21 protein-coding genes are annotated in these 22894 nt (G+C 40.8%); 7 read left to right on the plus strand and 14 right to left on the minus strand.

Translation table 11 applies throughout. The features are described from left to right. Positions 1–25: 25 nt before the first annotated feature. The 5 genes from BDD30_RS16445 to metG all read right to left on the minus strand — a co-directional run bounded on the left by BDD30_RS16445 (position 26) and on the right by metG (position 6318). Positions 26–1723 (minus strand): NAD-dependent malic enzyme, encoded by a 1698-nt coding sequence (locus tag BDD30_RS16445; RefSeq protein ID WP_015835025.1) that lies wholly within the window; start codon positions 1721–1723, stop codon positions 26–28. A 206-nt stretch (positions 1724–1929) separates the two neighbouring features. After that, the gene (gene cdd / locus BDD30_RS16450) at positions 1930–2814 is read right to left on the minus strand and encodes a cytidine deaminase (protein WP_015835024.1); all 885 of its coding nucleotides are present in this window, start codon (positions 2812–2814) and stop codon (positions 1930–1932) included. Between the two features lie 147 nt (positions 2815–2961). Next, positions 2962–3657, minus strand: coding sequence for a CidB/LrgB family autolysis modulator (locus BDD30_RS16455; protein ID WP_015835023.1), 696 nt, complete (start codon positions 3655–3657; stop codon positions 2962–2964). A 2-nt stretch (positions 3658–3659) separates the two neighbouring features. Continuing rightward, entirely contained in the window at positions 3660–4088 is a 429-nt protein-coding gene (locus BDD30_RS16460; protein WP_041382127.1) for a CidA/LrgA family protein, read from the minus strand. 202 nt (positions 4089–4290) lie between these two features. Beyond that, complete coding sequence (gene metG, locus BDD30_RS16465) at positions 4291–6318, minus strand: methionine--tRNA ligase (RefSeq protein ID WP_015835021.1); 2028 nt, start codon at positions 6316–6318, stop codon at positions 4291–4293. Positions 6319–6538: 220 nt separating this feature from the next. Here metG and apbC point away from each other — a divergent pair, with 220 nt between their 5' ends. The 5 genes from apbC to BDD30_RS24760 all read left to right on the plus strand — a co-directional run bounded on the left by apbC (position 6539) and on the right by BDD30_RS24760 (position 11419). Beyond that, on the plus strand, positions 6539–7651 hold the full coding sequence (gene apbC / locus BDD30_RS16470; RefSeq protein WP_015835020.1) for an iron-sulfur cluster carrier protein ApbC: 1113 nt from the start codon (positions 6539–6541) through the stop codon (positions 7649–7651). Positions 7652–7977: 326 nt separating this feature from the next. Beyond that, a complete protein-coding gene (gene udk / locus BDD30_RS16475) occupies positions 7978–8619 on the plus strand; it encodes a uridine kinase (protein ID WP_015835019.1) in 642 nt (213 codons plus the stop codon). A 54-nt stretch (positions 8620–8673) separates the two neighbouring features. Continuing rightward, positions 8674–9255 (plus strand): dCTP deaminase, encoded by a 582-nt coding sequence (dcd, locus tag BDD30_RS16480; RefSeq protein WP_041382125.1) that lies wholly within the window; start codon positions 8674–8676, stop codon positions 9253–9255. A 55-nt stretch (positions 9256–9310) separates the two neighbouring features. After that, positions 9311–11143 carry an outer membrane assembly protein AsmA gene (asmA, locus tag BDD30_RS16485; RefSeq protein WP_015835017.1) on the plus strand — a complete coding sequence of 611 codons (1833 nt, stop codon included), beginning with the start codon at positions 9311–9313 and terminating at the stop codon, positions 11141–11143. A 153-nt stretch (positions 11144–11296) separates the two neighbouring features. After that, on the plus strand, positions 11297–11419 hold the full coding sequence (locus BDD30_RS24760; RefSeq protein ID WP_282958049.1) for a hypothetical protein: 123 nt from the start codon (positions 11297–11299) through the stop codon (positions 11417–11419). A gap of 112 nt (positions 11420–11531) precedes the next feature. On the opposite strand, the gene BDD30_RS16490 is transcribed toward BDD30_RS24760, so the two are convergent. From BDD30_RS16490 to BDD30_RS16495, 3 genes are all read right to left on the minus strand, one after another. Continuing rightward, a complete protein-coding gene (locus BDD30_RS16490) occupies positions 11532–11969 on the minus strand; it encodes a GNAT family N-acetyltransferase (RefSeq protein WP_015835016.1) in 438 nt (145 codons plus the stop codon). A 41-nt stretch (positions 11970–12010) separates the two neighbouring features. After that, entirely contained in the window at positions 12011–12181 is a 171-nt protein-coding gene (locus BDD30_RS23725; protein WP_158307073.1) for a hypothetical protein, read from the minus strand. Between the two features lie 199 nt (positions 12182–12380). Beyond that, positions 12381–13952 (minus strand): TerC family protein, encoded by a 1572-nt coding sequence (locus BDD30_RS16495; protein ID WP_015835015.1) that lies wholly within the window; start codon positions 13950–13952, stop codon positions 12381–12383. 249 nt (positions 13953–14201) lie between these two features. On the opposite strand from BDD30_RS16495, the gene gndA reads away from it, so the two are divergent. Then, positions 14202–15608 carry an NADP-dependent phosphogluconate dehydrogenase gene (gene gndA / locus BDD30_RS16500; protein ID WP_041382122.1) on the plus strand — a complete coding sequence of 469 codons (1407 nt, stop codon included), beginning with the start codon at positions 14202–14204 and terminating at the stop codon, positions 15606–15608. A gap of 197 nt (positions 15609–15805) precedes the next feature. On the opposite strand, the gene BDD30_RS16505 is transcribed toward gndA, so the two are convergent. From BDD30_RS16505 to BDD30_RS16515, 3 genes are all read right to left on the minus strand, one after another. Continuing rightward, complete coding sequence (locus BDD30_RS16505; RefSeq protein WP_041382120.1) at positions 15806–16435, minus strand: beta/gamma crystallin domain-containing protein; 630 nt, start codon at positions 16433–16435, stop codon at positions 15806–15808. Positions 16436–17360: 925 nt separating this feature from the next. After that, the gene (locus BDD30_RS16510) at positions 17361–17981 is read right to left on the minus strand and encodes a beta/gamma crystallin domain-containing protein (RefSeq protein ID WP_015835012.1); all 621 of its coding nucleotides are present in this window, start codon (positions 17979–17981) and stop codon (positions 17361–17363) included. A gap of 715 nt (positions 17982–18696) precedes the next feature. Beyond that, complete coding sequence (locus BDD30_RS16515) at positions 18697–19188, minus strand: YbaK/prolyl-tRNA synthetase associated domain-containing protein (RefSeq protein WP_015835011.1); 492 nt, start codon at positions 19186–19188, stop codon at positions 18697–18699. A gap of 301 nt (positions 19189–19489) precedes the next feature. Between BDD30_RS16515 and yiaY the strand changes: the two genes are divergently transcribed. Beyond that, positions 19490–20641: an L-threonine dehydrogenase gene (gene yiaY / locus BDD30_RS16520; protein ID WP_041382118.1), complete on the plus strand. Its 1152-nt coding sequence runs from the start codon at positions 19490–19492 to the stop codon at positions 20639–20641. Between the two features lie 155 nt (positions 20642–20796). On the opposite strand, the gene hisIE is transcribed toward yiaY, so the two are convergent. The 3 genes from hisIE to hisA are packed head-to-tail and all read right to left on the minus strand — an operon-like array spanning position 20797 to position 22891. Next, positions 20797–21402: a bifunctional phosphoribosyl-AMP cyclohydrolase/phosphoribosyl-ATP diphosphatase HisIE gene (gene hisIE, locus BDD30_RS16525; RefSeq protein WP_015835009.1), complete on the minus strand. Its 606-nt coding sequence runs from the start codon at positions 21400–21402 to the stop codon at positions 20797–20799. Continuing rightward, positions 21396–22172 carry an imidazole glycerol phosphate synthase subunit HisF gene (gene hisF / locus BDD30_RS16530; protein WP_015835008.1) on the minus strand — a complete coding sequence of 259 codons (777 nt, stop codon included), beginning with the start codon at positions 22170–22172 and terminating at the stop codon, positions 21396–21398. Before hisF ends, hisIE begins: the two co-directional genes overlap by 7 nt. Continuing rightward, positions 22154–22891, minus strand: a complete 738-nt coding sequence (gene hisA, locus BDD30_RS16535) for a 1-(5-phosphoribosyl)-5-[(5-phosphoribosylamino)methylideneamino]imidazole-4-carboxamide isomerase (RefSeq protein WP_015835007.1) — start codon at positions 22889–22891, stop codon at positions 22154–22156. The genes hisF and hisA overlap by 19 nt, the downstream gene beginning before the upstream one ends. Between the last annotated feature and the right edge of the window lie 3 nt (positions 22892–22894).

The raw sequence follows: 22894 nt of genomic DNA on the forward strand, positions 1-22894 counted from the left end.
TGTTAGGTATTTTTAATACTGAAAATCAGAATGAAGTGCGTTTATACACGCGATATTCAGGTTTCCAGAAATTGCGTTCAATAGCTTCATCCAGCGCACCATCTGATGTAACAGTTGCAACACCTTGTATTTGTGCTTCTTTTGCAACTTGTTTAGCAATTTTGCGTGAAACTGCCTGAATATCATCAATTAGTGGTAGTAATGGACCTTCACCTTTCTGAGCCAATGGTGAACAATCAGCCAGTGTTCGACTTGCCGCCATTAACATACCATCAGTGACGAGTTTGGCTCCTGATGCAATAACGCCCAGGCCAATTCCAGGGAAGATATAGGAGTTGTTACATTGAGCGATTGGATATTCCTGACCTTTATATTTTACCGGATGGAACGGGCTTCCTGTTGCAACCAAGGCGGCACCATCGGTCCAGCTGATAATATCTTCGGGGCGGGCTTCAACACGGGAAGTCGGGTTAGATAGTGGCATTATGATTGGACGTTCGCAGCGTTTGTGCATCTCACGAATGATCTCTTCGGTAAACAAACCTGACTGACCTGAAACGCCAATCAAGACAGTTGGCTTGGCGTTACGAACAACGTCGAGTAGGGAGATTGAATCGCTGTTCACATCCCATTCAGCCAATGGATCACTTTTTTGTACCAGTTTGTTCTGAAAATCCAATAGATTTGGCAGCTTATCTGTCAGTAAACCAAAGCGGTCGACCATAAAAATACGGGCGCGAGCCTGTTCTTCACTTAAACCTTCAGATTTCATCTGGGCAACGATCTGTTCTGCGATACCACAACCGGCGGAACCGGCTCCCAGGAAAGTCACAGTTTGATCTTTCAATTGACGACCAGCAGCGCGGCTGGCTGCAATCAGGCTACCCAGAGTAACAGCAGCCGTTCCCTGGATATCATCATTAAAACAGCAAATTTCATGACGATAGCGGTTGAGTAACGGCATGGCATTTTTTTGCGCAAAATCCTCAAATTGCAACAATACGTTTGGCCAGCGTCGTTTAACGGCCTGAATAAATTCATCGACGAATTCATCATATTCTTGACCAGTAATGCGCGGATGGCGCCAGCCCATATATAGTGGGTCATTTAGGCGTTGTGGGTTATTCGTTCCCACATCAAGTACGACTGGCAGCGTATAGGCCGGGCTAATGCCACCACAGGCGGTATACAGGGAGAGTTTACCGATAGGAATACCCATTCCGCCGATACCTTGATCACCTAAGCCAAGAATACGTTCGCCATCGGTGACAACGATAACTTTTACATTTTGTTTAGTCGCATTTTGCAGCATGTCATCAATATGTTCTTTATTTGGGTATGAGATGAACAAGCCCCGAGCGCGACGATAAATATCGGAAAAGTGTTCACAGGCTTCACCTACTGTTGGGGTGTAGATGATTGGCATCATTTCGTTCAAATGTGCGTCCAGCAGGCGGTAGAACAGCGTTTCGTTAGTGTCCTGAATATTGCGCAGATAAATGTGTTTGTCGGCATCATTTTCGAAATCAAGATACTGTCGATAGGCGCGTTCAGCTTGTTCTTCGATAGTTTCGACAGCTTCAGGTAATAAACCATAAAGGTTAAAATTGCTGCGTTCTTCTTTAGTAAAAGCACTGCCTTTATTCAGCAGGGGGAATTCCAACAGAATTGGGCCGGCATAGGGAATATATAATGGACGTTTACTTTCGTGTTCCAGTTCCATGAATCTTACTCTTTGAACTAAATGGATAATAAGGTCAGCTACAGATCCTAAGAGATAGGAAAAATATGTACAGTAAATGTTACTTAGTTAGAGGTATTATGAGTAAAAATGAGAGATAACATCCAAATTTAGCTAATAAAATGTTACGTTAACTGTTTTAATAGAGGAAAACCCTCTATCTGAATAGAGGGAAAAGCTCTCTGAATTCAAAAAGTGTAGTACTCAAATTTACTGCAACCCAATGTAGCAAGTGTAGATTGAGTTGAATTCCGCTGGGATACTTTGCTGTGTTTTCCTTCAACCAACACGGCTCTTTCGATAGTCAGACAATCACCACCAGAAATATTCATCAGAATCAGCGCTGCTTGTAATGGGGGTAAGCTTGGGTTAAATGCGGCATTTTCTGCATAACGTCCAGGATAGATTTTTCCATCTTTTCCTAGAAGAGCGGTGCCACTGTATGAATGACTATATGGAGCGTGGCTCTGGTTTGCTGCATCTAATGCAGTCAGGACTAGCTTATCCGTGGAGTCTAATTGATAACCGTGATGAACTGGGTCCATTAACAAGGTGGTCATGCCTAGAGTGTTTGGGCCAAAGGAGTCTGGTAGATAATAACCTAATGTTAAAGGTGTCTGCTGTGGCATATGAATCTCTAATTGTGTGCCACTATTAAGTTCATTCATAAACTGACGGCAGTGTCCGCATGGAGAATAATTCACGGTAATAGATGTCAGTTTTTTCTCACCCCGCAACCAAGCGTGAGTAATAGCACATTGTTCAGCATGAATTGTTTGCTGTAACGGCACGTCGGCAAATTCCATATTGGCACCAAAGTAGAGGTTTCCACTTTCTCCATGGGCAATTGCGCCGACATTAAAATGCGATATCGGCGTGAGGGAACATGCTGCTGCTAATGGCAGAAGAGAAATAGCCAATGTGTTATCGTCAAAGCCGCAAGCTTTCTTAACTGATTTGGCTTGTTCAGCAGTAAGCATGGCAGGAAAATCATCATTTCCTACATGGGGTAAAAGTGCATCTTGTAGTTTAGATGGCAATTGCATCCAGACAGAATGAAAACGAGCTTGCATAGAATGATCTCCAAATTAATTTAAGATCATTCTAGGCTGTCTGGTTAGGCTTTTAATGTGAGTAATATCATATAGCTGATGAAATTCTTGTAATTAATGCCACTAAATGGGAGATCTGCGTCAAATTTTTTTTACTTTTACTATAAGCTAGCCAAATAAGTATAACAGCACTGGGAACACAAAAGGGGCAGTCAGTGAAGTAATGATACCGCAGGTCATCAGTGCCAATGAGCTGTATGCTCCTTCAACAAAATTAACTTCTGCACAACGAGCGGTACCTAAAGCATGCGATGCTGTTCCCATTGCTAAACCGCGGGATGCTTTGGTTTTCACCTGCAAAATATCGAACAGGTTATGACCAAATACGGCGCCAAGAATACCGACAAAAATGACACAAGCCGCGCTAATTGCAGGAATACCACCGATAGCATCTGCTACGGCCATTGCGATAGGTGTCGTGACTGATTTAGGCAGTATAGAAGCTGCCATTTCAGGCGTGGCACCTGTCCACAGTGCAATGGCGGTACCTGTCACCATGGCAACGATACTGCCGATAAAACAGATACTGATAATGGATTTCCATTGGGCCCGAATTTGGTGTAGCTGTTCATATAAAGGAAATGCCAGAGCAACCACTGCGGGCTGGAGCAGATCATTCAGAATTCGGCTACCAGCGAAATAGTGATCATAGGGAGTATTGGTTATTAACAATATTGGAATAAGTGCCGTGATAGAAACCAATAAAGGATTGAGAAGAGGAATTTTGAACCGTAGTGAGAGTTTTCTTGCGGCGGTGAATACAAACAATGTCAGTGGTAGTGACCACCAAATATGACTTAACATTTTTATTTCTCTTGTTTCTGTTGCTTAGTCTTAACCTTTGATACGGAGCCAATAATCGGGCGTTCACGATGAACATAATGGGAGCTGTAAGCGACGATAATCATAACAACGGCGGTGCTGATTAGGCATGAAAGGACAATCGGTAGTAGCTGTTGGTTGATCTGATCGTAGTAATTCATAATACCTACACCGATAGGCAGAAACAGCAGAGTCATATTTTTCAGTAACAGACTACAACCTGGTTTTGCCCAGTGTGCGGGGATGAGCTGGAAAGCGAGTAAGACGAACAATATCAACATACCGATGATACTGCCGGGGATAGAGATAGGGAGCAGGGCAGAGATAGCATTGCCGGCCAGCAGACATAGATAAATCAATATAAATGCTCGCAGGTACTGCCAACCTATAATCAGTACTTCACGAAATGACATAACAAAATTCCTAATTCCAGTGAGGTATTCATCATACAATTAACGCTGAAAATGTGCCATAAATCACAGATGACTTACCCTAAAAGTTCGTTTCGCTCTCAATTAGAATTTAGGTGGGGGGGGGATTGCGTAGGCTTGTTAAAAAAAGCAGGGACCATTGCTGCTCCCTGCTTGTAGATATATCAGAGAGATGAATTTACTGTTATTTCACCTGCATACCCGGTTGTGCGCCACTGTCAGGGCTGAGTAGGAAAATGTCTTTTCCGCCAGGTCCAGCTGCCATTACCATGCCCTCAGAAACACCAAAGCGCATTTTACGTGGCGCCAGGTTAGCAACCATGATGGTCAAACGGCCTTCCAGTGCTTTTGGATCAGGATAACTGGAGCGGATACCAGAAAATACTTGACGGATTTCGCCACCAAGATCCAGTATCAATTTCAGCAACTTATCTGAGCCTTCGACAAAATCAGCTTGTTTGATAAGAGCAACGCGCATATCGATTTTGTCGAAATCATCAAAGGTGATAGTGTCCTGAATAGGAGTTTCTGCCAGTGGGCCGCTGACTTTTTGTGGTGTGCTGATGTTTTCTTTAGATGCAGCAACCATAGTATTCACTTTGTCCATATCAATACGGTTGAATAGTGCTTTAAAGGCGCAAATCTGATGCTTCAATAGCGGTTGTTCGATGTTACCCCAGGTTAATTCTGTGTTCAGGAACGCTTCGGCACGTTCTGCCAGATTTGGCAAAACAGGTTTTAGGAACGTCATTAGAACACGGAACAGGTTGATTCCCATCGAACATATCGCTTGAAGATCTGCATCACGACCTTCTTCTTTTGCCACAACCCATGGAGCTTGTTCATCCACATAACGGTTTGCCAAATCAGCCAGAGTCATGATTTCACGGATTGCTTTACTGAATTCGCGGTTATTGAACTCTTCTTCGATAACTTTCGCACCATCAATAAACTTCTGGTAAAGCGCTGGATCAGCCAGTTTATCCGCCAGCTTGCCACTAAAACGTTTATTAATGAAACCTGCGTTACGAGATGCCAGGTTGACAACTTTGTTAACGATATCGCTGTTAACACGCTGGACAAAATCTTCCAGATTCAGGTCAATATCATCGATGCGGGAAGAGAGTTTGGCTGCATAGTAATAACGCAGGCAGTCTGCATCCAGATGATCCAAGTAAGTGCTGGCCTTAATAAAAGTACCGCGGGATTTGGACATTTTTGCACCGTTGACGGTGACATAACCGTGAACAAATACATTTGTTGGCTTACGGTAACCACTGCCTTCTAGCATGGCAGGCCAGAATAGGCTGTGGAAATAGACAATATCTTTACCGATAAAGTGATAAAGATCGGCGGTAGAATCTTTTGCCCAGAAATCATCAAAGCTCAGATTTCCGCGTTTGTCACATAGGTTTTGAAAAGACCCCATATAGCCGATAGGGGCATCCAGCCAGACATAGAAATATTTGCCCGGTGCATCAGGAATTTCAAAACCGAAATAGGGGGCATCACGGGTGATATCCCACTGTTGTAAACCGGACTCAAACCATTCCTGCATTTTGTTAGCAACTTGTTCCTGTAACGCACCGGAGCGGGTCCATGCTTGTAACATGTTACTGAATGCGGGCAGATCGAAGAAAAAGTGTTCTGTTTCACGCATTTCTGGTGTCGCACCGGAGACAGCAGAACGTGGGTTAAGCAGCTCAGTCGGACTGTAAGTTGAACCGCAAACTTCGCAGTTATCGCCATATTGATCTTCTGCCTTGCATTTCGGGCAACTGCCTTTTACAAAGCGATCTGGCAGAAACATACCTTTCTCAGGATCATATAACTGAGAAATAGTACGGCTCTTAATATGACCGTTCTTTTTCAGCGCCAAATAAATCTTAGTTGATAACTCTTGGTTCTCTTTGCTGTGCGTGGAGTGATAGTTATCATAGCTAACTGAAAAGCCAATAAAATCCTGATGATGCTCTTGGTTCACGGCGGCGATCATCTCTTCAGGAGCAATACCCATTTGCTGAGCTTTCAGCATGACTGGTGTTCCATGAGCATCGTCGGCGCAGATAAAGTGAACCTCTTTGCCGCGCATTCGCTGAAAACGGACCCAAATATCTGCTTGGATATGTTCCAGCATGTGACCGAGATGGATTGGACCGTTAGCATATGGTAACGCACATGTCACCAATAATTTGTTTGCGACTTGAGACATAATAAGGATTTGACTTCCATAAGTGAAAAAGGGAATTCGATGTTACCCGATCAAAAAAATTGTCGCTAGGGTAGTGTTTAATCTAAGCGGATTTTATTGAATAAAAATCGAATCAGTGAACTGGAAATGAGTTTTTGCGCCTGATCTTATCCGAACTCATTGGGTTCTGTTATGATGAAAAGATGGTTTTTAGGTAATAACGATAATCAAAGGAGCCGGGATGAACTCACAATCCCCCGAGCAGACCAATCCTGACCTGCTGAAATCTCAGGTAACAAAAATACTTGCTGCCTTTACACACCTGACATTGGAACACGATCTGATCACTTTAAAAGCACTGCATCGCTGTACGATGCTTGATGGTGTTCTACATATTGAATTGGTCATGCCGTTTGTTTGGCAACGTGGTTTTGAAACGTTGAAACAGGCGACAACCCAAAAATTGCAAGCGGCAACTGGAGCGAAATCTGTTGTATGGAAATTAATTCATGATATCAGCACGTTACGCCGTGCTAACGATTTGCCAGGAATTAATGGTGTCCGTAATATTTTAGCGGTCAGTTCAGGTAAAGGTGGGGTGGGTAAATCCAGTACTGCCGTAAACCTGGCGTTGGCATTGGCTCAGGAAGGGGCAAAAGTCGGTATCTTAGATGCAGATATCTATGGTCCTTCTGTTCCGAGTATGTTGGGAACTACTAAAGAGCGCCCAACTTCCCCGGATGGGCAACATATGGCACCTATCATGACTCACGGTCTTGCCACTAACTCCATTGGTTATTTGGTGACAGATGACAATGCGATGGTATGGCGTGGCCCGATGGCCAGTAAGGCATTGATGCAGATGCTGCAAGATACATTATGGCCGGATCTTGATTATCTGGTTATTGATATGCCTCCCGGAACCGGTGATATTCAGCTTACTTTGTCACAAAATATCCCGGTAACAGGTGCAATAGTGATAACAACACCGCAAGATATTGCATTAATTGATGCGATGAAAGGTATTGTGATGTTCCAGAAAGTGAAGGTTCCTGTATTGGGCATTGTTGAAAACATGAGTGCGCATATTTGCAGTAACTGTGGTCACCTGGAGCCTATCTTTGGTACGGGAGGAGCGGAAAAATTAGCCGCTAAATATAACTGCAAATTGCTGGGACAAATTCCCCTACATATTTCGTTACGTGAAGATCTAGACCGTGGTCAGCCGACTGTTATTAGTGATCCTGATAGTGAATTCACGGATATTTACCGTGAAATTGCAGCAAATATTTCTGCACAGATGTATTGGCAGGGAGAGAAGATACCGACGGAGATTTCATTCCGCGCAGTTTGATATACCCAATAGATTTCAAGTTGCAGCGCGGGGCGGCAAGTGAAAGCAGCCAACAAAGCAGCAACTTGAAAGATGAAGGGATAGTCGTATTTGGCTGATAGCAACGGGTAATTGGTCTTTTCATTGCCCGTTTTTTGTGTGATGGAGATAAGAATTCTTTTCAAATTGTACTTGTTACATGGTTTTTATGCGAAACGCTTCGAAAAAAATGAGACTTAATCTTGTTTACACTGGAACAGATACAATTAACTCCCTATAATCTCGCCCGACTCAGCACCCATAGGTGCTTTGTTCCCCATTTTTTCTAGAATCAGGTTATCTCTATTATGGCTGACGAAGCACACCAGTGCACAATTGTAGGAATTTCCGGTGCATCTGCCTCAGGTAAAAGTCTCATAGCTAATACGCTTTACCGTGAATTACGCGCTCAGGTAGGTGATCACAATATCGGTATTATACCGGAAGATTGCTACTATAAAGATCAAAGCGATCTATCAATGGAAGAGCGTTATAAGACCAATTATGACCATCCAAGCTCAATGGATCACAATTTGCTCTTTTCTCACCTGCAAGCTTTGAAAGCCGGTAAATCAATTGAATTACCACAATACGATTATGTTTCTCATACTCGCAAACCAGAGGCAGTTCATTTTGCCCCAAAAAGAGTTATCATTCTGGAAGGTATTCTGTTATTGACAGATAAGCGCTTGCGCCAGGAGATGGACTTCTCTATTTTTATTGATACGCCGTTGGATATTTGTCTTATGCGCCGGATTAAACGGGATGTTAATGAACGGGGACGTTCTTTGGATTCTGTTATTGAGCAATATCATAAAACTGTGCGTCCAATGTTCCTGCAATTTATTGAGCCATCAAAACAATATGCAGATATTATTGTGCCGCGCGGGGGTAAAAATCGAGTAGCGATTGATGTGTTGAAAGCCAAAATTGGTCAGTTCTGCGAATAATAAAACTTTGCTTGTCAGGCATTGATAAGCATCATCGTATTTGAGAGGGAAATAATGCGACTCTGTGATCGCGACATTATTAAATGGCTTGATGAAGGTAAACTGGTCATTTCTCCACGTCCGCCGATTGAGCGAATTAACGGGGCAACTGCTGATGTTCGTCTTGGAAATCAGTTTCGTGTTTTCCGGGGTCATACTGCCGCATATATTGATTTGAGTGGCCCAAAAGATGAAGTCAGTGCTGCTCTTGATCGCGTGATGAGCGATGAAATTATTTTGCCTGATAATGAGGTTTTTTTCCTTCATCCTGGAGAGTTGGCACTGGCTGTCACTCTGGAATCTGTTACTTTGCCCGATGATTTAGTAGGTTGGCTCGATGGACGTTCTTCTCTTGCCCGCCTTGGATTAATGGTACATGTGACGGCACATCGGATCGATCCGGGTTGGCATGGTCAGATTGTTCTCGAATTCTATAACTCTGGTAAGTTGCCTCTGGCGTTACGCCCGGGTATGGTGATTGGGGCTTTGAGTTTTGAACCGTTGTCTGGCCCGGCTGATCGTCCATATAACCGTCGTCAGGATGCAAAGTATAAAAACCAGCAAGGCGCGGTAGGTAGCCGTATTGATAAAGATTAATACTTCGAATGGTTACTGAGTTACATTTACCGCTTTGACATCAGCTGAGGAAGTCATGAAGAGATTACTAACGACACTAGTTATTTTGCTGGTTGTGATTATTGCCGGTTTGGCAGCATTAGTCATGTTAGTAAACCCGAATGACTTTCGTGCTTATATGGTCAAACAAGTGCAAAAGAAGAGTGGTTACCATCTTGTCATGCAAGATAGTATGCGCTGGCATGTCTGGCCAAAACTTAGCATTATTACCGGACGTATGTCATTGACTGCGCCAGATGCGACGCAGCCAACGGTGACGGCAGAAAATATGCGTTTGGATGTTGAGTTGTGGCCACTTCTTTCGCATCAGCTTGCGGTTAAAGAAGTCATGCTGAAAGGGGCGGTGTTGCAATTAACCCCGGAGAGCAAGTCTCAGAAAAAAGAGAATGTGCCTGTTGCACCGAAAGGGAAGGCAGTAAATCCCGTAGCTAAAGGTGAACGCTGGAAACTGGATATTGACAGAATTAAGATCGCTGATAGTTTGCTTATCTGGCAGGATGATGATCATTCCCAGTTAAATGTCCGCGATATTAATCTGCTAATGGAACGGAATAACCAAAATTATATCAGTGTGGAGTTGAGTAGTAAGGTTAATAAGAATCAGCAAGAACTGGCTTTTAATCTAAGTGCGAACGTAGATATTTCTGATTATCCCCATCGTGTTGCCGGTAATATTGATTCTTTTGATTATCAACTTCAGGGGGTTGGTATACCTACGGGAGGGATCAGTGGTTCAGGAAAAGTTAATGCAGTTTATCAGGAAGAAACCATCGATGAGCCACAAACAATCTCCTTACAAGCGCTTAATTTCACTGCTAATGAAAGTGAGTTGTATGGCAGCATAAAGGCAATGTTGACGACATATCCTGATTATCAAATCAATTTATCTTCTAAGAAGCTGAATTTAGATAATCTGGTGGGATGGGATCTGCTTGCTAAAAATGATGCGGAAGTTAAACGCCATTATCGGATAGAAAATAATTCAGCCAAACCGGTGATTGCAGTTTCAAGCCTTGAGCAGCCCGATTATGGCGCTAAATTTCTGAATAATTTTAACGCCAATGTTACCATTGATGCAGATAAATTTATTTATCGGGGAATGGAGATCGATAACCTGATATTTAAGGCGGCCAGTAATAAGGGTATTGCTGAAATTTCTTCCCTGAGTGGGAAATTGTTTGGTGGTCATTTCTCTATTCCAACTACTCTGGATGCAACAGGTGATCAGCTTAGATTGCACACAAAGCCTTTACTGCAAAATATAGAATTGGAACCCGTACTAAAAGCATTCTCTTTACCACTGGTATTTAGTGGTAAATTCAATCTAAACGGTGATCTTTCTGGTAAAGGATACGATGATTATGCTATTTCACATATTTGGCAGGGTGATCTTAATTTTAGTTTAGTTGATGCCAAAATGCATGGGCTGAATATTCCACAATTAATCCAGCAATCTGTTGCCCGTGTAACGAATAAAGTAAATATTCCGGATAATATGGGTAATTTTACTAGTGCTAAAAAGCTTGATGTTAAAACTGTGCTTAACCGGGGTGATATAAAAATCAATCAGCTTTATGCTGTATCTGATTTGTTGAATATTAACGGTCAGGGTAAAGCGAATTTGCTTAAACAAAATGTTGATGTCGCCTTAAAAGTACAGATAACCCAAGAGTGGGGCGCGGATAATGAGCTGGTTCGCCGGCTGAGACAGTTGAAAGTACCATTAAGGATTTACGGTAATTGGAGTAATTTGCAATATAATCTTGATATTGAGCAATTACTACGTAATGAGTTGGAAAATAAAGCAAAACAGGCAATTTCCAATTGGGTTGAACGTAATAACAATTAGCCTATACCCTATGGATTTCAAGATGCATCGCGACGGCAAGGGAGTAAATCCCCGGGAGCATAGCAAACTATGTGACCGGGGTGAGCGAGTGCAGCCAACAAAGAGGCAACTTGAAAGATAACGGGTTATACCCAATAGATTTCGAATTGTAGCGTGGTAGCAAATGAACGCATCCCTAGGAGCATAGATAACTATGTGACTGGGGTAAGTGAAAGCAGCCAACAAAGCAGCAACTTGAAGGATGAAGGGTATATGCTTGCTTTAGTGTATCGCTAAGAAGCTGTGAGTGGAGTTCATATATGACAGTTAACTACTCAGCTTAGCTGGACGCCTAAAATATATTCTTATGGTTGCCTGAAGAGCCAATTTGCCAATGGGAGTTGCCAGTTTACATTTTAATAATTGCTAGCATTTCTTCATTGTTTTCATCCATGCCGACTTCAACGAAACCAAAACTGGCATAAAAGTCTTTCGCGACAAGATTATTTGGGTTGTAACAGATTTCGATTTCTTCCAATCCGTCTGTCTGCTTAATTTCATTAAGGGCTAACTGCATTGCTTTGCGTCCAATACCTTTGTTTTGATGGTGTTTATCTACCATAAAACGCCAAATCGATATTCTTCTGTCTGTTTCAGGTACCCACATGAAAAATCCAACAGATTTGCCGTTTAAGCAAATTGCGCGTGTTTGATATGATGGGTTGAATTTTGATTCAACCAGTGACCATGTATTATCTGCAACATATTCCTCCTGGTCTTCGGTTACAGTTAAGTCACAGACATCTTCATAATTGTCTTTATCTACATCTGTAAGGACGATATTCATGTCATATCCTTTTGAATCAACTAATAATATTATTCGGTAGTCTATATGAAGTTTGCTGAATTGCGAAGTGATAATTCACGGGCTGCTTTTTCCATGCCTACAATTGCAGGTTGCTTAATATTGAGTACTTGAGTCAAGTTGTTATGAGATGAACTATACCCTTCATCCTTCAAGTTGCTGCTTTGTTGGCTGCGTTCACTCACCCCAGTCACATAGTTATCTATGCTCCTGGGGATTCATTCACTTGCCGCTGCGCTGCAACTCGAAATCTATTGGGTATATACCCAATAGTATGGTGTTGATAACAAAAGCTAAAAATACCCCGGTACAGTTTAAACTGACCGGGTTTTATTTTGCCTGAGAGGAAAAATTCAGTGGTGGGAAATACGCTTAGTGAGCAATAGCACTGAATTATTCTTTATTTTCTTCCTCTGAAATGAGAGGTGTAATTTTCACCTTATTAATCCGGTGGCTGGTAACTTCCAGTGGTTCAAACAAGTAATTACCAATCTGTAATTTTTCACCTTGTTGTGGAATATGTTGTGAATGTTCCATTAATAAACCTGCCAGAGTTTGATATTCACGCTTTTCATCCAGTTGCAAAGGAACATAAAGGATCAAATCATCCAGTGGCATATAACCATTGGCAATCCAGCAACCATTTTCAGTAGCTTGTATATCATGGCGGGCATCCGTTTCTTCACCATCTACCGGCAAATTACCCGCGATAGTTTCCATGACGTCTGTCAGAGTAACCACGCCTTCCACAGAACCAAATTCGTCAACGACAAATGCAAAATGAGTTTGTGCCCGGCGGAACTGCTCCAATGCTTGAAGAAGTGAAAGATGCTCTGGGAAAATCAGAGGTTGTTTTATTAGCGACTGTAAATCAAAAGGCTGTTGGTTAAGTTGTTGGTTGAGTAGATCAATAACATGGACAACACCTAGTGGTTCATCACTGGTATTTTCATCTGTTACGACAATGCGTGTGTGAGGACTTTTACTCAGTATTTGCGCCAGGTTTTCTGCTGGGGCATTAATATCAAGATACTCCACATCGTGGCGGGAGGTCATGATACTGTTGACATTCCTCTGAGCCATACCCAGCACTCTGGCAATCATTTGGCGTTCTTGTGGATCAAACACTTCTTGATTGTCACAAATTAGATTGGATGTGTGATTATCCAATTCTGCATTTTCATGTTTACCGCTAAGGATACGTAAAACGGCTTCTGCGGTTCTTTCACGTAGTGAGCGGGAAGCAGTAAGAAATCTGCGGCGGTTAAACTGAGCGAATTGGTTTAGTGCTTCAATCATAATTGAGAAGCCGATAGCAGCATACAAGTAACCTTTTGGTATGTGATAACCAAAGCCTTCTGCTACCAGACTGAAACCAATCATCAGTAAGAAACTTAGACAGAGAATCACGATTGTCGGATGGGCATTGACAAAGGTTGTTAGCGGCTTGCTTGCCAGTATCATCAGGAACATCGCAATGGTTACTGCCGCGATCATGACACCGATATTATCCACTATACCGACGGCGGTAATCACTGAATCCAGTGAGAATACGGCATCAAGCACAATTATTTGAACGACAACCGTCCAAAATTTAGAAGTTTTGTGTTGTTGTCCTGAGTGCGCATCCTTCCCTTCCAGCCGTTCATTCAACTCCATAGTGGCTTTGAATAGCAGGAAAAGGCCACCCACTAACATAATCAGGTCACGGGCACTGAATGGATGTTCCCAAAGCGTAATTAATGGATTAGTGAGTGTTATCAGCCAGGAGAGACTAAAAAGTAGTACGACGCGCATCAGCAGCGCGCAGGTTAGCCCTGTAATACGTGCTTTATCTCTCTCTTTTTCAGGAAGTTTATCTGCCAGAATGGCAATAAAGACTAAGTTGTCAATTCCAAGGACAATTTCTAGAACGATAAGTGTGGCCAGTCCGGCCCATATCGTTGGATCAGCGATCCATTCCATACAGTTTGTTTTACCTTTTAATATGACGGCTTATGCCGAACTATGAATAATGGGTGTTGACTCATAAAATTTCAATAGTTGATTTTTCATCTGATGAAGTTTTTTTCGAAAAATGAGGTACTACGGTATCGATTGCACCAATGAACTATCCACTTAGCCTAATCCTGAGTTAACATGTGATCACATTAACAGATTGCCCACTAATAATTATTATTGGTAGGCAGTATCATCATCAGACAGGAGTTATTCATGTCCAAGCAGCAGATTGGTGTTGTCGGTATGGCGGTAATGGGGCGTAACCTGGCACTGAATATTGAGAGCCGTGGTTATTCCGTATCTATATTTAATCGTTCCAGTGATAAAACTGACGAAGTCATTGCCGAGAATCCAGGGAAAAAATTAGTTCCAAATTACACTATCGAAGAATTTGTCGATTCACTGGAAAAGCCGCGTCGTATTCTGCTAATGGTTAAAGCTGGTGAAGCAACTGATAAAACTATTGCTTCATTGACACCACATCTGGATAAAGGTGACATTTTAATTGATGGTGGTAATACTTATTTTCAGGATACTATCCGCCGTAACCGGGAACTTTCTGCTCAGGGTTTTAATTTTATCGGTACTGGGGTTTCCGGAGGCGAAGAGGGCGCATTGAAAGGCCCATCAATTATGCCTGGTGGCCAGAAAGAGGCATATGATTTAGTTGCTCCAATTTTGCAAGAGATAGCGGCTAAGGCTGAAGGTAAGCCTTGTGTGGCATATATTGGTCCGGATGGTGCCGGGCATTATGTGAAAATGGTCCATAATGGGATTGAATATGGTGATATGCAGCTCATTGCTGAAGCCTATTCTTTATTGAAAAATTCTCTGGACCTGAGTAATGAAGGACTATCCGAGATTTTCACCGACTGGAATAACGGTGAACTGAGCAGCTATTTGATTGAAATTACGGCTGACATTTTCCGTAAGAAGGATGAAGAAGGCCAATATTTGGTTGATGTTATCTTGGACGAAGCGGCAAACAAAGGCACAGGTAAATGGACTAGTCAGAGTTCTCTCGATTTAGGCATTCCAGTTACTTTGATCACTGAATCCGTATTTGCACGTTATATTTCTTCTTTGAAAGATCAGCGTGTTGCTGCTGCGAAAGTTTTGAGCGGGCCGGTAGCACAACCATTCAAAGGTGATAAAGCTGAATTTATTGAGAAAGTACGTCGTGCGTTATATCTGGGTAAAATTGTTTCTTATGCACAGGGTTTCCAGCAGTTGAAAGCGGCATCTGATGAATATCAGTGGGCATTGAATTATGGTGAAATCGCCGGGATTTTCCGGGCAGGTTGTATTATTCGTGCTCAGTTTTTGCAAAAAATTACTGATGCATATAGTGAAAATGCAGATATCGCTAACCTATTGCTGGCACCTTATTTCAAGAAAATTGCTGATGAATATCAACAGGCATTGCGTGATGTTGTGTCTTATGGTGTGCAGAATGGTATCCCGACCCCCACTTTTTCCGCTGCTATTTCTTACTACGACAGCTATCGTTCTGCTGTATTGCCAGCAAATCTGATTCAGGCACAGCGTGATTACTTTGGTGCTCATACTTACAAGCGAACTGATAAAGAAGGTGTTTTTCATACTGAATGGATGGAGTGAGCTAGGTTATCACATTTAAAATGAGGTAATGGGCAAGGAGATTGTAGCACTCCTTCAGAGATAGTGTAGCTAGCATTGCCCTCGGTAATAATTTAGAAACACACTGTTGCGGTTATAGCAAACATTTACCGCAACGGTGTGGCTTAAATTTGAATATGACCAACCCAAAAGAGACAGTAGATCATTGTGTTATCCCATTAAGCAATGGGAGTGGTATTGATGATATGGAAATCAAAACGGTTTTTACCGACATGGACCAGTTTCAGGTTTCTTGGGAAATTGAGACCTTCATCAATGGTTGCGATACCATGTATATCATAAGAAAAATAGAATGACCCGTTACCAATATATTCTCCGGTGTTGACATTTCTTACGTAAATTGAAGTTACTAACTTTTCCTGTACAAGAAGTTCATCTATGACAGCATAATTTTCACCTGTCGTAGTATTAACTTCAATTTTGTCTTGTCCTTCTCCATTGTATATTTTAGTAGTTAGGGAGAATTTGATATCTGAATGAGTATCGTCAATGATTCTTAGAGCAATCAGTCTGATATCTTTCTGCATGACTCTGAATTTAGATAATCCTCTAATTTCTTTATCAATATCTGGGGTGTCGACTACCCATTCATAATATCTATTCTCTGGATCGTTATAGTGACGCCAGGCTTGAACTTTAGATAATTTTCCAACTTTCATTGAAAGGAATTTATCGTTAAGGTGGGAAGGAAGCGATATAATTTTATCTAGCTCTTGGTAATCATGTGATTTACCTTGATAGTTTTTTCCTTCGAAGAAGGTTACACCTGTAATTAACTCTTTTACCATCTTTCTACTCCTCAAAGTTGATTTTAGCAATATACCGCGTTGCAACTTGAAATCTATTGGGTATATATAATTTATCAAAAAAACAATATTATAATTATTAAGTCACTTTGAAATACTTTCTTGAAAGCATACCTGGTTATGTTAAATTTATAATATTTACTTTTTCCTAGTGTTTATACGAATTAATTTGTGTTTATTGATGTGATATTTATCTCTGATAATACATTCATTCCTCATCTTTAGAGGTTCAATTCCCATTTTAAAAATAATGATATTCAATTAAGTTATATTAAAAATAGCACAAAAATGTATAAAGTAAAGTTAGTCAAAAAAACAATGAATAATGTCTTTCTAATCATGCTAATACAATGCACGGTTTATAATATGAAAATTTGATATTTTTGATGATTTTTTGATTTGTCGCTTATGTTATAATCCAATTATGAATGTTTTTCATGCTCGGTATTTCTATCAGAGATTATCAAATTGTTATTTGTTGATAATATTGCGAAAATACCTTGAGAAAAACATTTAGTGATTGAATGGTTGAGTTTTTATATAATTTATGGAATTAATTGTTAGAAAAATATCTATCTGAAAGGAAATAGGTCATGATAATTATTTTTAGTATTTCTTATTTGAAGATATTAAACAGGTGAGCCACTTTATTTTTATTAGAAAGTAATTAATAGCAATTGTTGAATGATTATTAAAAACCTAGTTTTTCTATTTTTTGGGATTATTCATAATCCCTTATTTCCTTACATTGTGATAAATAAAAGATTATTTGTAGTATCGAAAAAACCCAAGAATAATAGAATACACCGTTGCGGTTCTTGATACTATGCCGCAACGGTGCAGCTTAAATTTTCAGAACGTAGCCTGTCTGAAAACGATGGTTAATTATCGTTATATTATGCCCGGATTAGTTAGAATACTCGGTGCTAATAATATGAATGTCAAAGCGATTATTACCTACATTGACTATTCTCAGATTTTTAGGGAAATTAGCTTTCTCATCAATAGTAACAACACCATTTGAATCACGATAAAAATAGAATGAGCCGTTATTAATATATACTCCAGTACTGGTATTTCTTATTGCGATGGCAGTGACTAATTCTGTATTAAATGGGAGTATGCCAACAAGTGCATAATCATCATCAGTTGTCGTTTCAACCGGACCTACGCAATGGGTATTCGTGTACATGGAGAATTTTATGCCTGAGTAGGTATCGTCAATGACTCTTAATGCAACCAGGCATGTATCTTTTGATGCTACTTTAAACTTAGATAATCCTTTAATTTCTCTATCAATATCTGGGTGATCAAATTCCCATTCACGATAGCGTTGACCAGGTTCCCAATCGCTAAGGTGACGCCATGCGTAAACTTTTGATAGTGTTCCGATTCTTACTGAACGAAATCTATCATTGAGATCATAGGGAAGTGGAATAATGCTATCGTTTTCTGGATAATGATGCGCCTCGCCCAGAAAATATTTTCTATCGAAGAAAGTTGCACCTGTCACTAGCTTATGTGTCATATTTTTCTGTTCCTTAAATTTTATTTTAAAAAAGTATAATCTTTCTTTCTGAAAGCGGTTTTAGAATACAATGATTATGAGAATTTTGTATTAATAAAATATAACGAGCAGATATATTAAATTATTGGCAATATAACATTAATATAATTGATAAATCATTTCGTGCCGATATTTAAAATAAAATCGCCGAGATTAACGTAATTGAGAATTATTATCAAAAAACACTTTTCTTCGAATGGAAAATTATTCCGAAATGTAATTGATGCTTTTGAATATATGGATAAATATTGAATAATTAGATATTCGTAGTATTTGATAACTATATCTATGCATTTAACGTGTATATAACGTGTTTGTAATAATATATTTACCCTACCTCATGATATAAATTTACAGGGAAGTAGGATAGTTAACATTTTAAATGAATATACTCTTCATCTTTCAAGCTGCTGCTTTGTTGGCTGCTTTCACTTACCCCAGTCACATAGTTATCTATGCTCCTGGGGATGCGTTCACTTGCCGCCACGCTGCAACTCGAAATCTATTGAGTATATACTTAGGATAATATCTCAAATAGCCTATTTTTATAGGCTATTTCATTAGCTTTTGATTAATTGAGTTAGATGATCATGTATTTATTTCAAGTTAGAAATGGAATTAATTTATGATGTCTTTGTTCCCTGTCTATTACTATTTTAACTTTTTTCAATAATGTTTATTCTACCTGACGAAAATTCACCAGTTTAGGTTGTGCAATCCTGAGATAATCTTTGGTGTTGAGAATCACCGAGCATTCAAGGCTTCCCGCATTAAAAGCCAGTTCATCAAAACGTTCAAACAGTAAAGGATCAGCAACCAGTTTCAGATCCGGATGGAAACTGAACGGTGGAATGGCGCCAAATACACATTGGGTCAGTTCAGAGACTTCTTTGGGGCTTGCCAGTGATGCACGAGTACCTCCAATCTGTTTTGCCAGTAAAGCGAGATCAGCTTGTTGATCCGCAGGAAGGACAGCGAGCACATATTGACGGAACCCTTTTCCTTTGACATGGCAAACCAGTCCTTTTGCTCCTTGTCCAAGATGTGTGCCACGGATTTTTGCAACTTCTTCAGAGCGTCCTGCGGTTGGATGTTCAATGACTCTATAACAGGCGTGATTCTCATCCAGTAATGTAGTTAGATTGCTAAATATTTCGTTAGAGGACAAAATAAACTCCTAAGTAATAATGTAATGAATTGATCTATGAGTTTTCATAATTATTGTATTAATTATATTTTCATCCAGACATATTACCAAATAAAAAGATTATAAGATATGTATCTGAATGGATATCATCTGATCTTACTGAAATACATATTTATAGTTTTTTGAGATATATGGTTTAAATAGAGCTATTATTTATATTTGCTTCAAGAAAAATATTTATAGTCCTATGAGGTGAATTTTTAGTTTTGTGTTTTTTTTATATATTTACATATTAGAACTATTTAATATTAAGGAATTGCCAATGATGACGACTAAATTTTTTATGCCATTAGTAAATATGATTGGAGAGGGCTGTCTGGTTGAAGCGGTAAATTCGATGAAAGGTTATGGTTACAAGCAAGCATTGATTGTGACTGACCGTATTTTAAATGAACTTGGAATAGTAGCAAAAATTCAATCTTTGCTGGCTAATGCGGGTATCGAAAGTGCGATTTACGATGGTACAAACCCTAATCCGACGACGGTTAACGTTTCTGAAGGTCTGGCTATATTGCGTCAGAATAATAGTGATTGCGTTATTTCATTAGGTGGTGGTTCACCGCATGATTGTGCAAAAGCCATTGTATTGCTAGCAGCTAATGGCGGAGATATTCGGGATTATGTCGGTATTGATCGTTCATCTAAACCACACTTGCCGTTAATTGCCATTAATACTACTGCGGGTACTGCGTCAGAAATGACACGTTTCTCTGTCATTACTGATGCTGAGCACCATATTAAAATGGTTATCGCTGATAAAAATATAACACCTGTTTTGTCTGTGAATGATCCAGAATTGATGGTAGGAATGCCGAAAAGTTTAACTGCCGCGACGGGAATGGATGCAATGACCCATGCGGTTGAAGCTTATCTCTCTAAAGAGTCCAATCCAATAACGGATGCTTGTGCATTGAAAGCGATCACTATGATCAGCCAATCCTTACGTCAAGCAGTAGCAGATGGAAGTAATCTCGAAGCGCGTAAAAACATGGCCTATGCCCAATTTTTGGCGGGTATGGCGTTTAATAGTGCATTACTGGGATATGTTCATGCCATGTCTCATCAATTGGGTGGTTTCTATGATTTACCACACGGTATATGTAATGCGGTTTTATTGCCACATGTTCAGGAATTTAATGCCAAAGTATCTGCTGGTCGCTTGAAAGATATTGCTGCGGCAATGGGGGTAGATGTAAGAGCCATGGATGATCAGCAAGGGGCGGCAGCGTGTATTGATGAAATTCGTAAATTGCTAAAAGATATTGGCATTCCGGCTGGTTTGGCGGAGTTGAATGTCAAATTGGAAGATTTGCCAATGTTGGCAAATAATGCCTTGAAAGATATATGTTGTTTGACTAACCCCGCTCAGGCTACCCACGAAGAAATCGTTGCCATTTTCAAAGCTGCCATGTGATCTGTAAATCTTCATTTCATAGGACGTAATTATCTACAGATCGTCAAACTGACCCAGAGTATTTGTGGATAACTGGGTCAGTTTCTCTGCTGTCCTAATATCTGACCTCGCGTTCCCATCTGGAGCAAAGTTACCGGTTCTGCTTGGCTTCTGGCTTATCTTTCCTTTAATCGGCGAATAATACAACTGAGATCCAGATCTTGATCTTGCAGCAGAACCATCAAGTGGTACATCAGGTCAGCTGCTTCATTCGTTAGTTCTTCCTTGTTATTAACCGTAGCTGCCAGAGCAGTTTCTACACCTTCTTCACCGACTTTCTGCGCGATTCGTTTAGTGCCGCTGGCATATAACTTTGCCGTGTATGAGTTGTTTGGGTCGGCTGTTTTACGGCTAGCTAGCAATTTCTCAAGTTGAAAGAGAAAACCCGAGTCGGTTTGTGCCGGAGAGAAGCAACTGTGTGTACCAAAATGGCAGGTAGGACCGATTGGATCAGCGAGTGCTAACAGAGCGTCATTGTCACAATCAGGATAGATGTTGACCAAATTAAGAAAATGGCCGGAGCTTTCACCTTTGGTCCACAGACGTTGTTTACTGCGGGAAAAGAAAGTGATTTTGCCTGAACTGATAGTGACATCCAGTGCTTCTTTATTCATATAGCCCATCATTAGGACATCCCCGGATACAGCATGTTGCACGATAACCGGCATCATGTAGGAGACTTTTTCCCAATCCAGTTTTTCGATTTTTTGTGTGGTTAGCAAGTTCTTATCTCCACGCCTTGTTGTGAAAGGTACTGTTTTAATTCACTAATATTAATAATGTGTTTGTGGAATACCGATGCGGCTAGTGCACCATCGACATTTGTTTGTTTAAAGGCGTCAAGGAAGTGTTCTGGTGCTCCTGCACCGCCAGAGGCGATGAGAGGAACATGGCAGATGTCGCGTACTTGTTTTAGCTGAGCCAGATCGTAGCCATTGCGTACACCATCTTGATTCATCATATTTAACACGATTTCACCTGCACCACAGCGTTGTACTTCTTTTACCCAATCAAAAGTTTGCCATTGAGTGGCTGTTGTACGTTTCTCATCGCCAGTGAATTGATACACCTGATAGCAGCCAGTAGTTTCATCAAACCAAGTATCAATCCCGACGACTATGCATTGAACGCCGTAGCGATCTGCTAAGCGTGTAATCAAAGTTGGATCAGTAAGTGCAGGGGAGTTGATGGAGATTTTATCTGCACCAAATGAGAGAATTTGTCCTGCATCTTCGATAGTCTTAATACCACCAGCAACGCAGAAAGGAATATCAATTACTTCTGCAACTCTGGATACCCAACTTTTATCTACCACTCGTCCATCCGATGAGGCGGTGATGTCGTAGAAAACTAATTCGTCTGCGCCTTCTTTCATATAGCGCTGAGCGAGAGGAACAATATCGCCGATGATTTCGTGATTACGGAATTGAACACCTTTAACTACTTGTCCATCACGGACGTCGAGACAAGGAATTATGCGCTTTGCCAGCATTGGATTGCCTCCGTCAGTGTAAATTTTCCATCAAGTAATGCACGGCCAATAATAGCTCCGGCTACACCGCTGGTAGGTAGAGATGCGATATCATTTAATGTTCCAATACCACCGGAAGCCTGAAATGCAATCTGTGGATAGCGTTGGTAAATTTCTCGATATAATGCAATGTTTGGGCCATTCAAGGTACCATCGCGGGAAATGTCGGTACAGAGTACATGTTTCAATCCAAAAGGTAGATATTGTTCAATAACTTGTTCCAAAGTGACTGCTGAATTTTCTTGCCAGCCATTGATAGCGACTTGCTTCATACCTGCATCATCGATGCGAACATCCAGTGCCAGCACAATGGTTTCTGAACCATAATGTTGAAACCATTGGGTAACCAATGCGGGCTGTTTTATTGCGGTGGAACCGATAACAACCCGTTTAGCGCCGGCATCAAGTAGTGCTTTTATATCTTCTTCTGTACGAATGCCGCCACCGACCTGAACAGGAATAGAAACAGCTGAAAGTAACTTACCGAGTAAAGGAATTTGACGAGCTGACGGTTCTTTAGCGCCCGTCAGATCGACCAGATGGAGCAATTTTGCTCCTTGTTGTTCATATTGTTGAAAAGAGGACAGGGGATCATCTCCATAGTCCCGTTGTTGACAATAATCTCCCTGATGTAACCGAACTACTTTGCCATCAATCAAATCTAATGCCGGTATAATCATTGC

This window comes from Photorhabdus asymbiotica, from assembly GCF_003634575.1.
Classification (GTDB): Bacteria; Pseudomonadota; Gammaproteobacteria; order Enterobacterales; family Enterobacteriaceae; genus Photorhabdus; species Photorhabdus asymbiotica.

Coding starts and splice junctions, on each gene's coding strand:
- dcd (WP_041382125.1), top strand. CDS start 8,674: ATGCGACTCTGTGATCGCGACATTATTAAATGGCTTGATGAAGGTAAA.
- apbC (WP_015835020.1), top strand. CDS start 6,539: ATGAACTCACAATCCCCCGAGCAGACCAATCCTGACCTGCTGAAATCT.
- metG (WP_015835021.1), bottom strand. CDS start 6,318: ATGTCTCAAGTCGCAAACAAATTATTGGTGACATGTGCGTTACCATAT.
- udk (WP_015835019.1), top strand. CDS start 7,978: ATGGCTGACGAAGCACACCAGTGCACAATTGTAGGAATTTCCGGTGCA.
- cdd (WP_015835024.1), bottom strand. CDS start 2,814: ATGCAAGCTCGTTTTCATTCTGTCTGGATGCAATTGCCATCTAAACTA.
- BDD30_RS16460 (WP_041382127.1), bottom strand. CDS start 4,088: ATGTCATTTCGTGAAGTACTGATTATAGGTTGGCAGTACCTGCGAGCA.
- BDD30_RS16445 (WP_015835025.1), bottom strand. CDS start 1,723: ATGGAACTGGAACACGAAAGTAAACGTCCATTATATATTCCCTATGCC.
- asmA (WP_015835017.1), top strand. CDS start 9,311: ATGAAGAGATTACTAACGACACTAGTTATTTTGCTGGTTGTGATTATT.
- gndA (WP_041382122.1), top strand. CDS start 14,202: ATGTCCAAGCAGCAGATTGGTGTTGTCGGTATGGCGGTAATGGGGCGT.
- yiaY (WP_041382118.1), top strand. CDS start 19,490: ATGATGACGACTAAATTTTTTATGCCATTAGTAAATATGATTGGAGAG.
- hisA (WP_015835007.1), bottom strand. CDS start 22,891: ATGATTATACCGGCATTAGATTTGATTGATGGCAAAGTAGTTCGGTTA.
- BDD30_RS16490 (WP_015835016.1), bottom strand. CDS start 11,969: ATGAATATCGTCCTTACAGATGTAGATAAAGACAATTATGAAGATGTC.
- hisF (WP_015835008.1), bottom strand. CDS start 22,172: ATGCTGGCAAAGCGCATAATTCCTTGTCTCGACGTCCGTGATGGACAA.
- BDD30_RS16510 (WP_015835012.1), bottom strand. CDS start 17,981: ATGACACATAAGCTAGTGACAGGTGCAACTTTCTTCGATAGAAAATAT.
- BDD30_RS16505 (WP_041382120.1), bottom strand. CDS start 16,435: ATGGTAAAAGAGTTAATTACAGGTGTAACCTTCTTCGAAGGAAAAAAC.
- BDD30_RS16455 (WP_015835023.1), bottom strand. CDS start 3,657: ATGTTAAGTCATATTTGGTGGTCACTACCACTGACATTGTTTGTATTC.
- BDD30_RS16495 (WP_015835015.1), bottom strand. CDS start 13,952: ATGGAATGGATCGCTGATCCAACGATATGGGCCGGACTGGCCACACTT.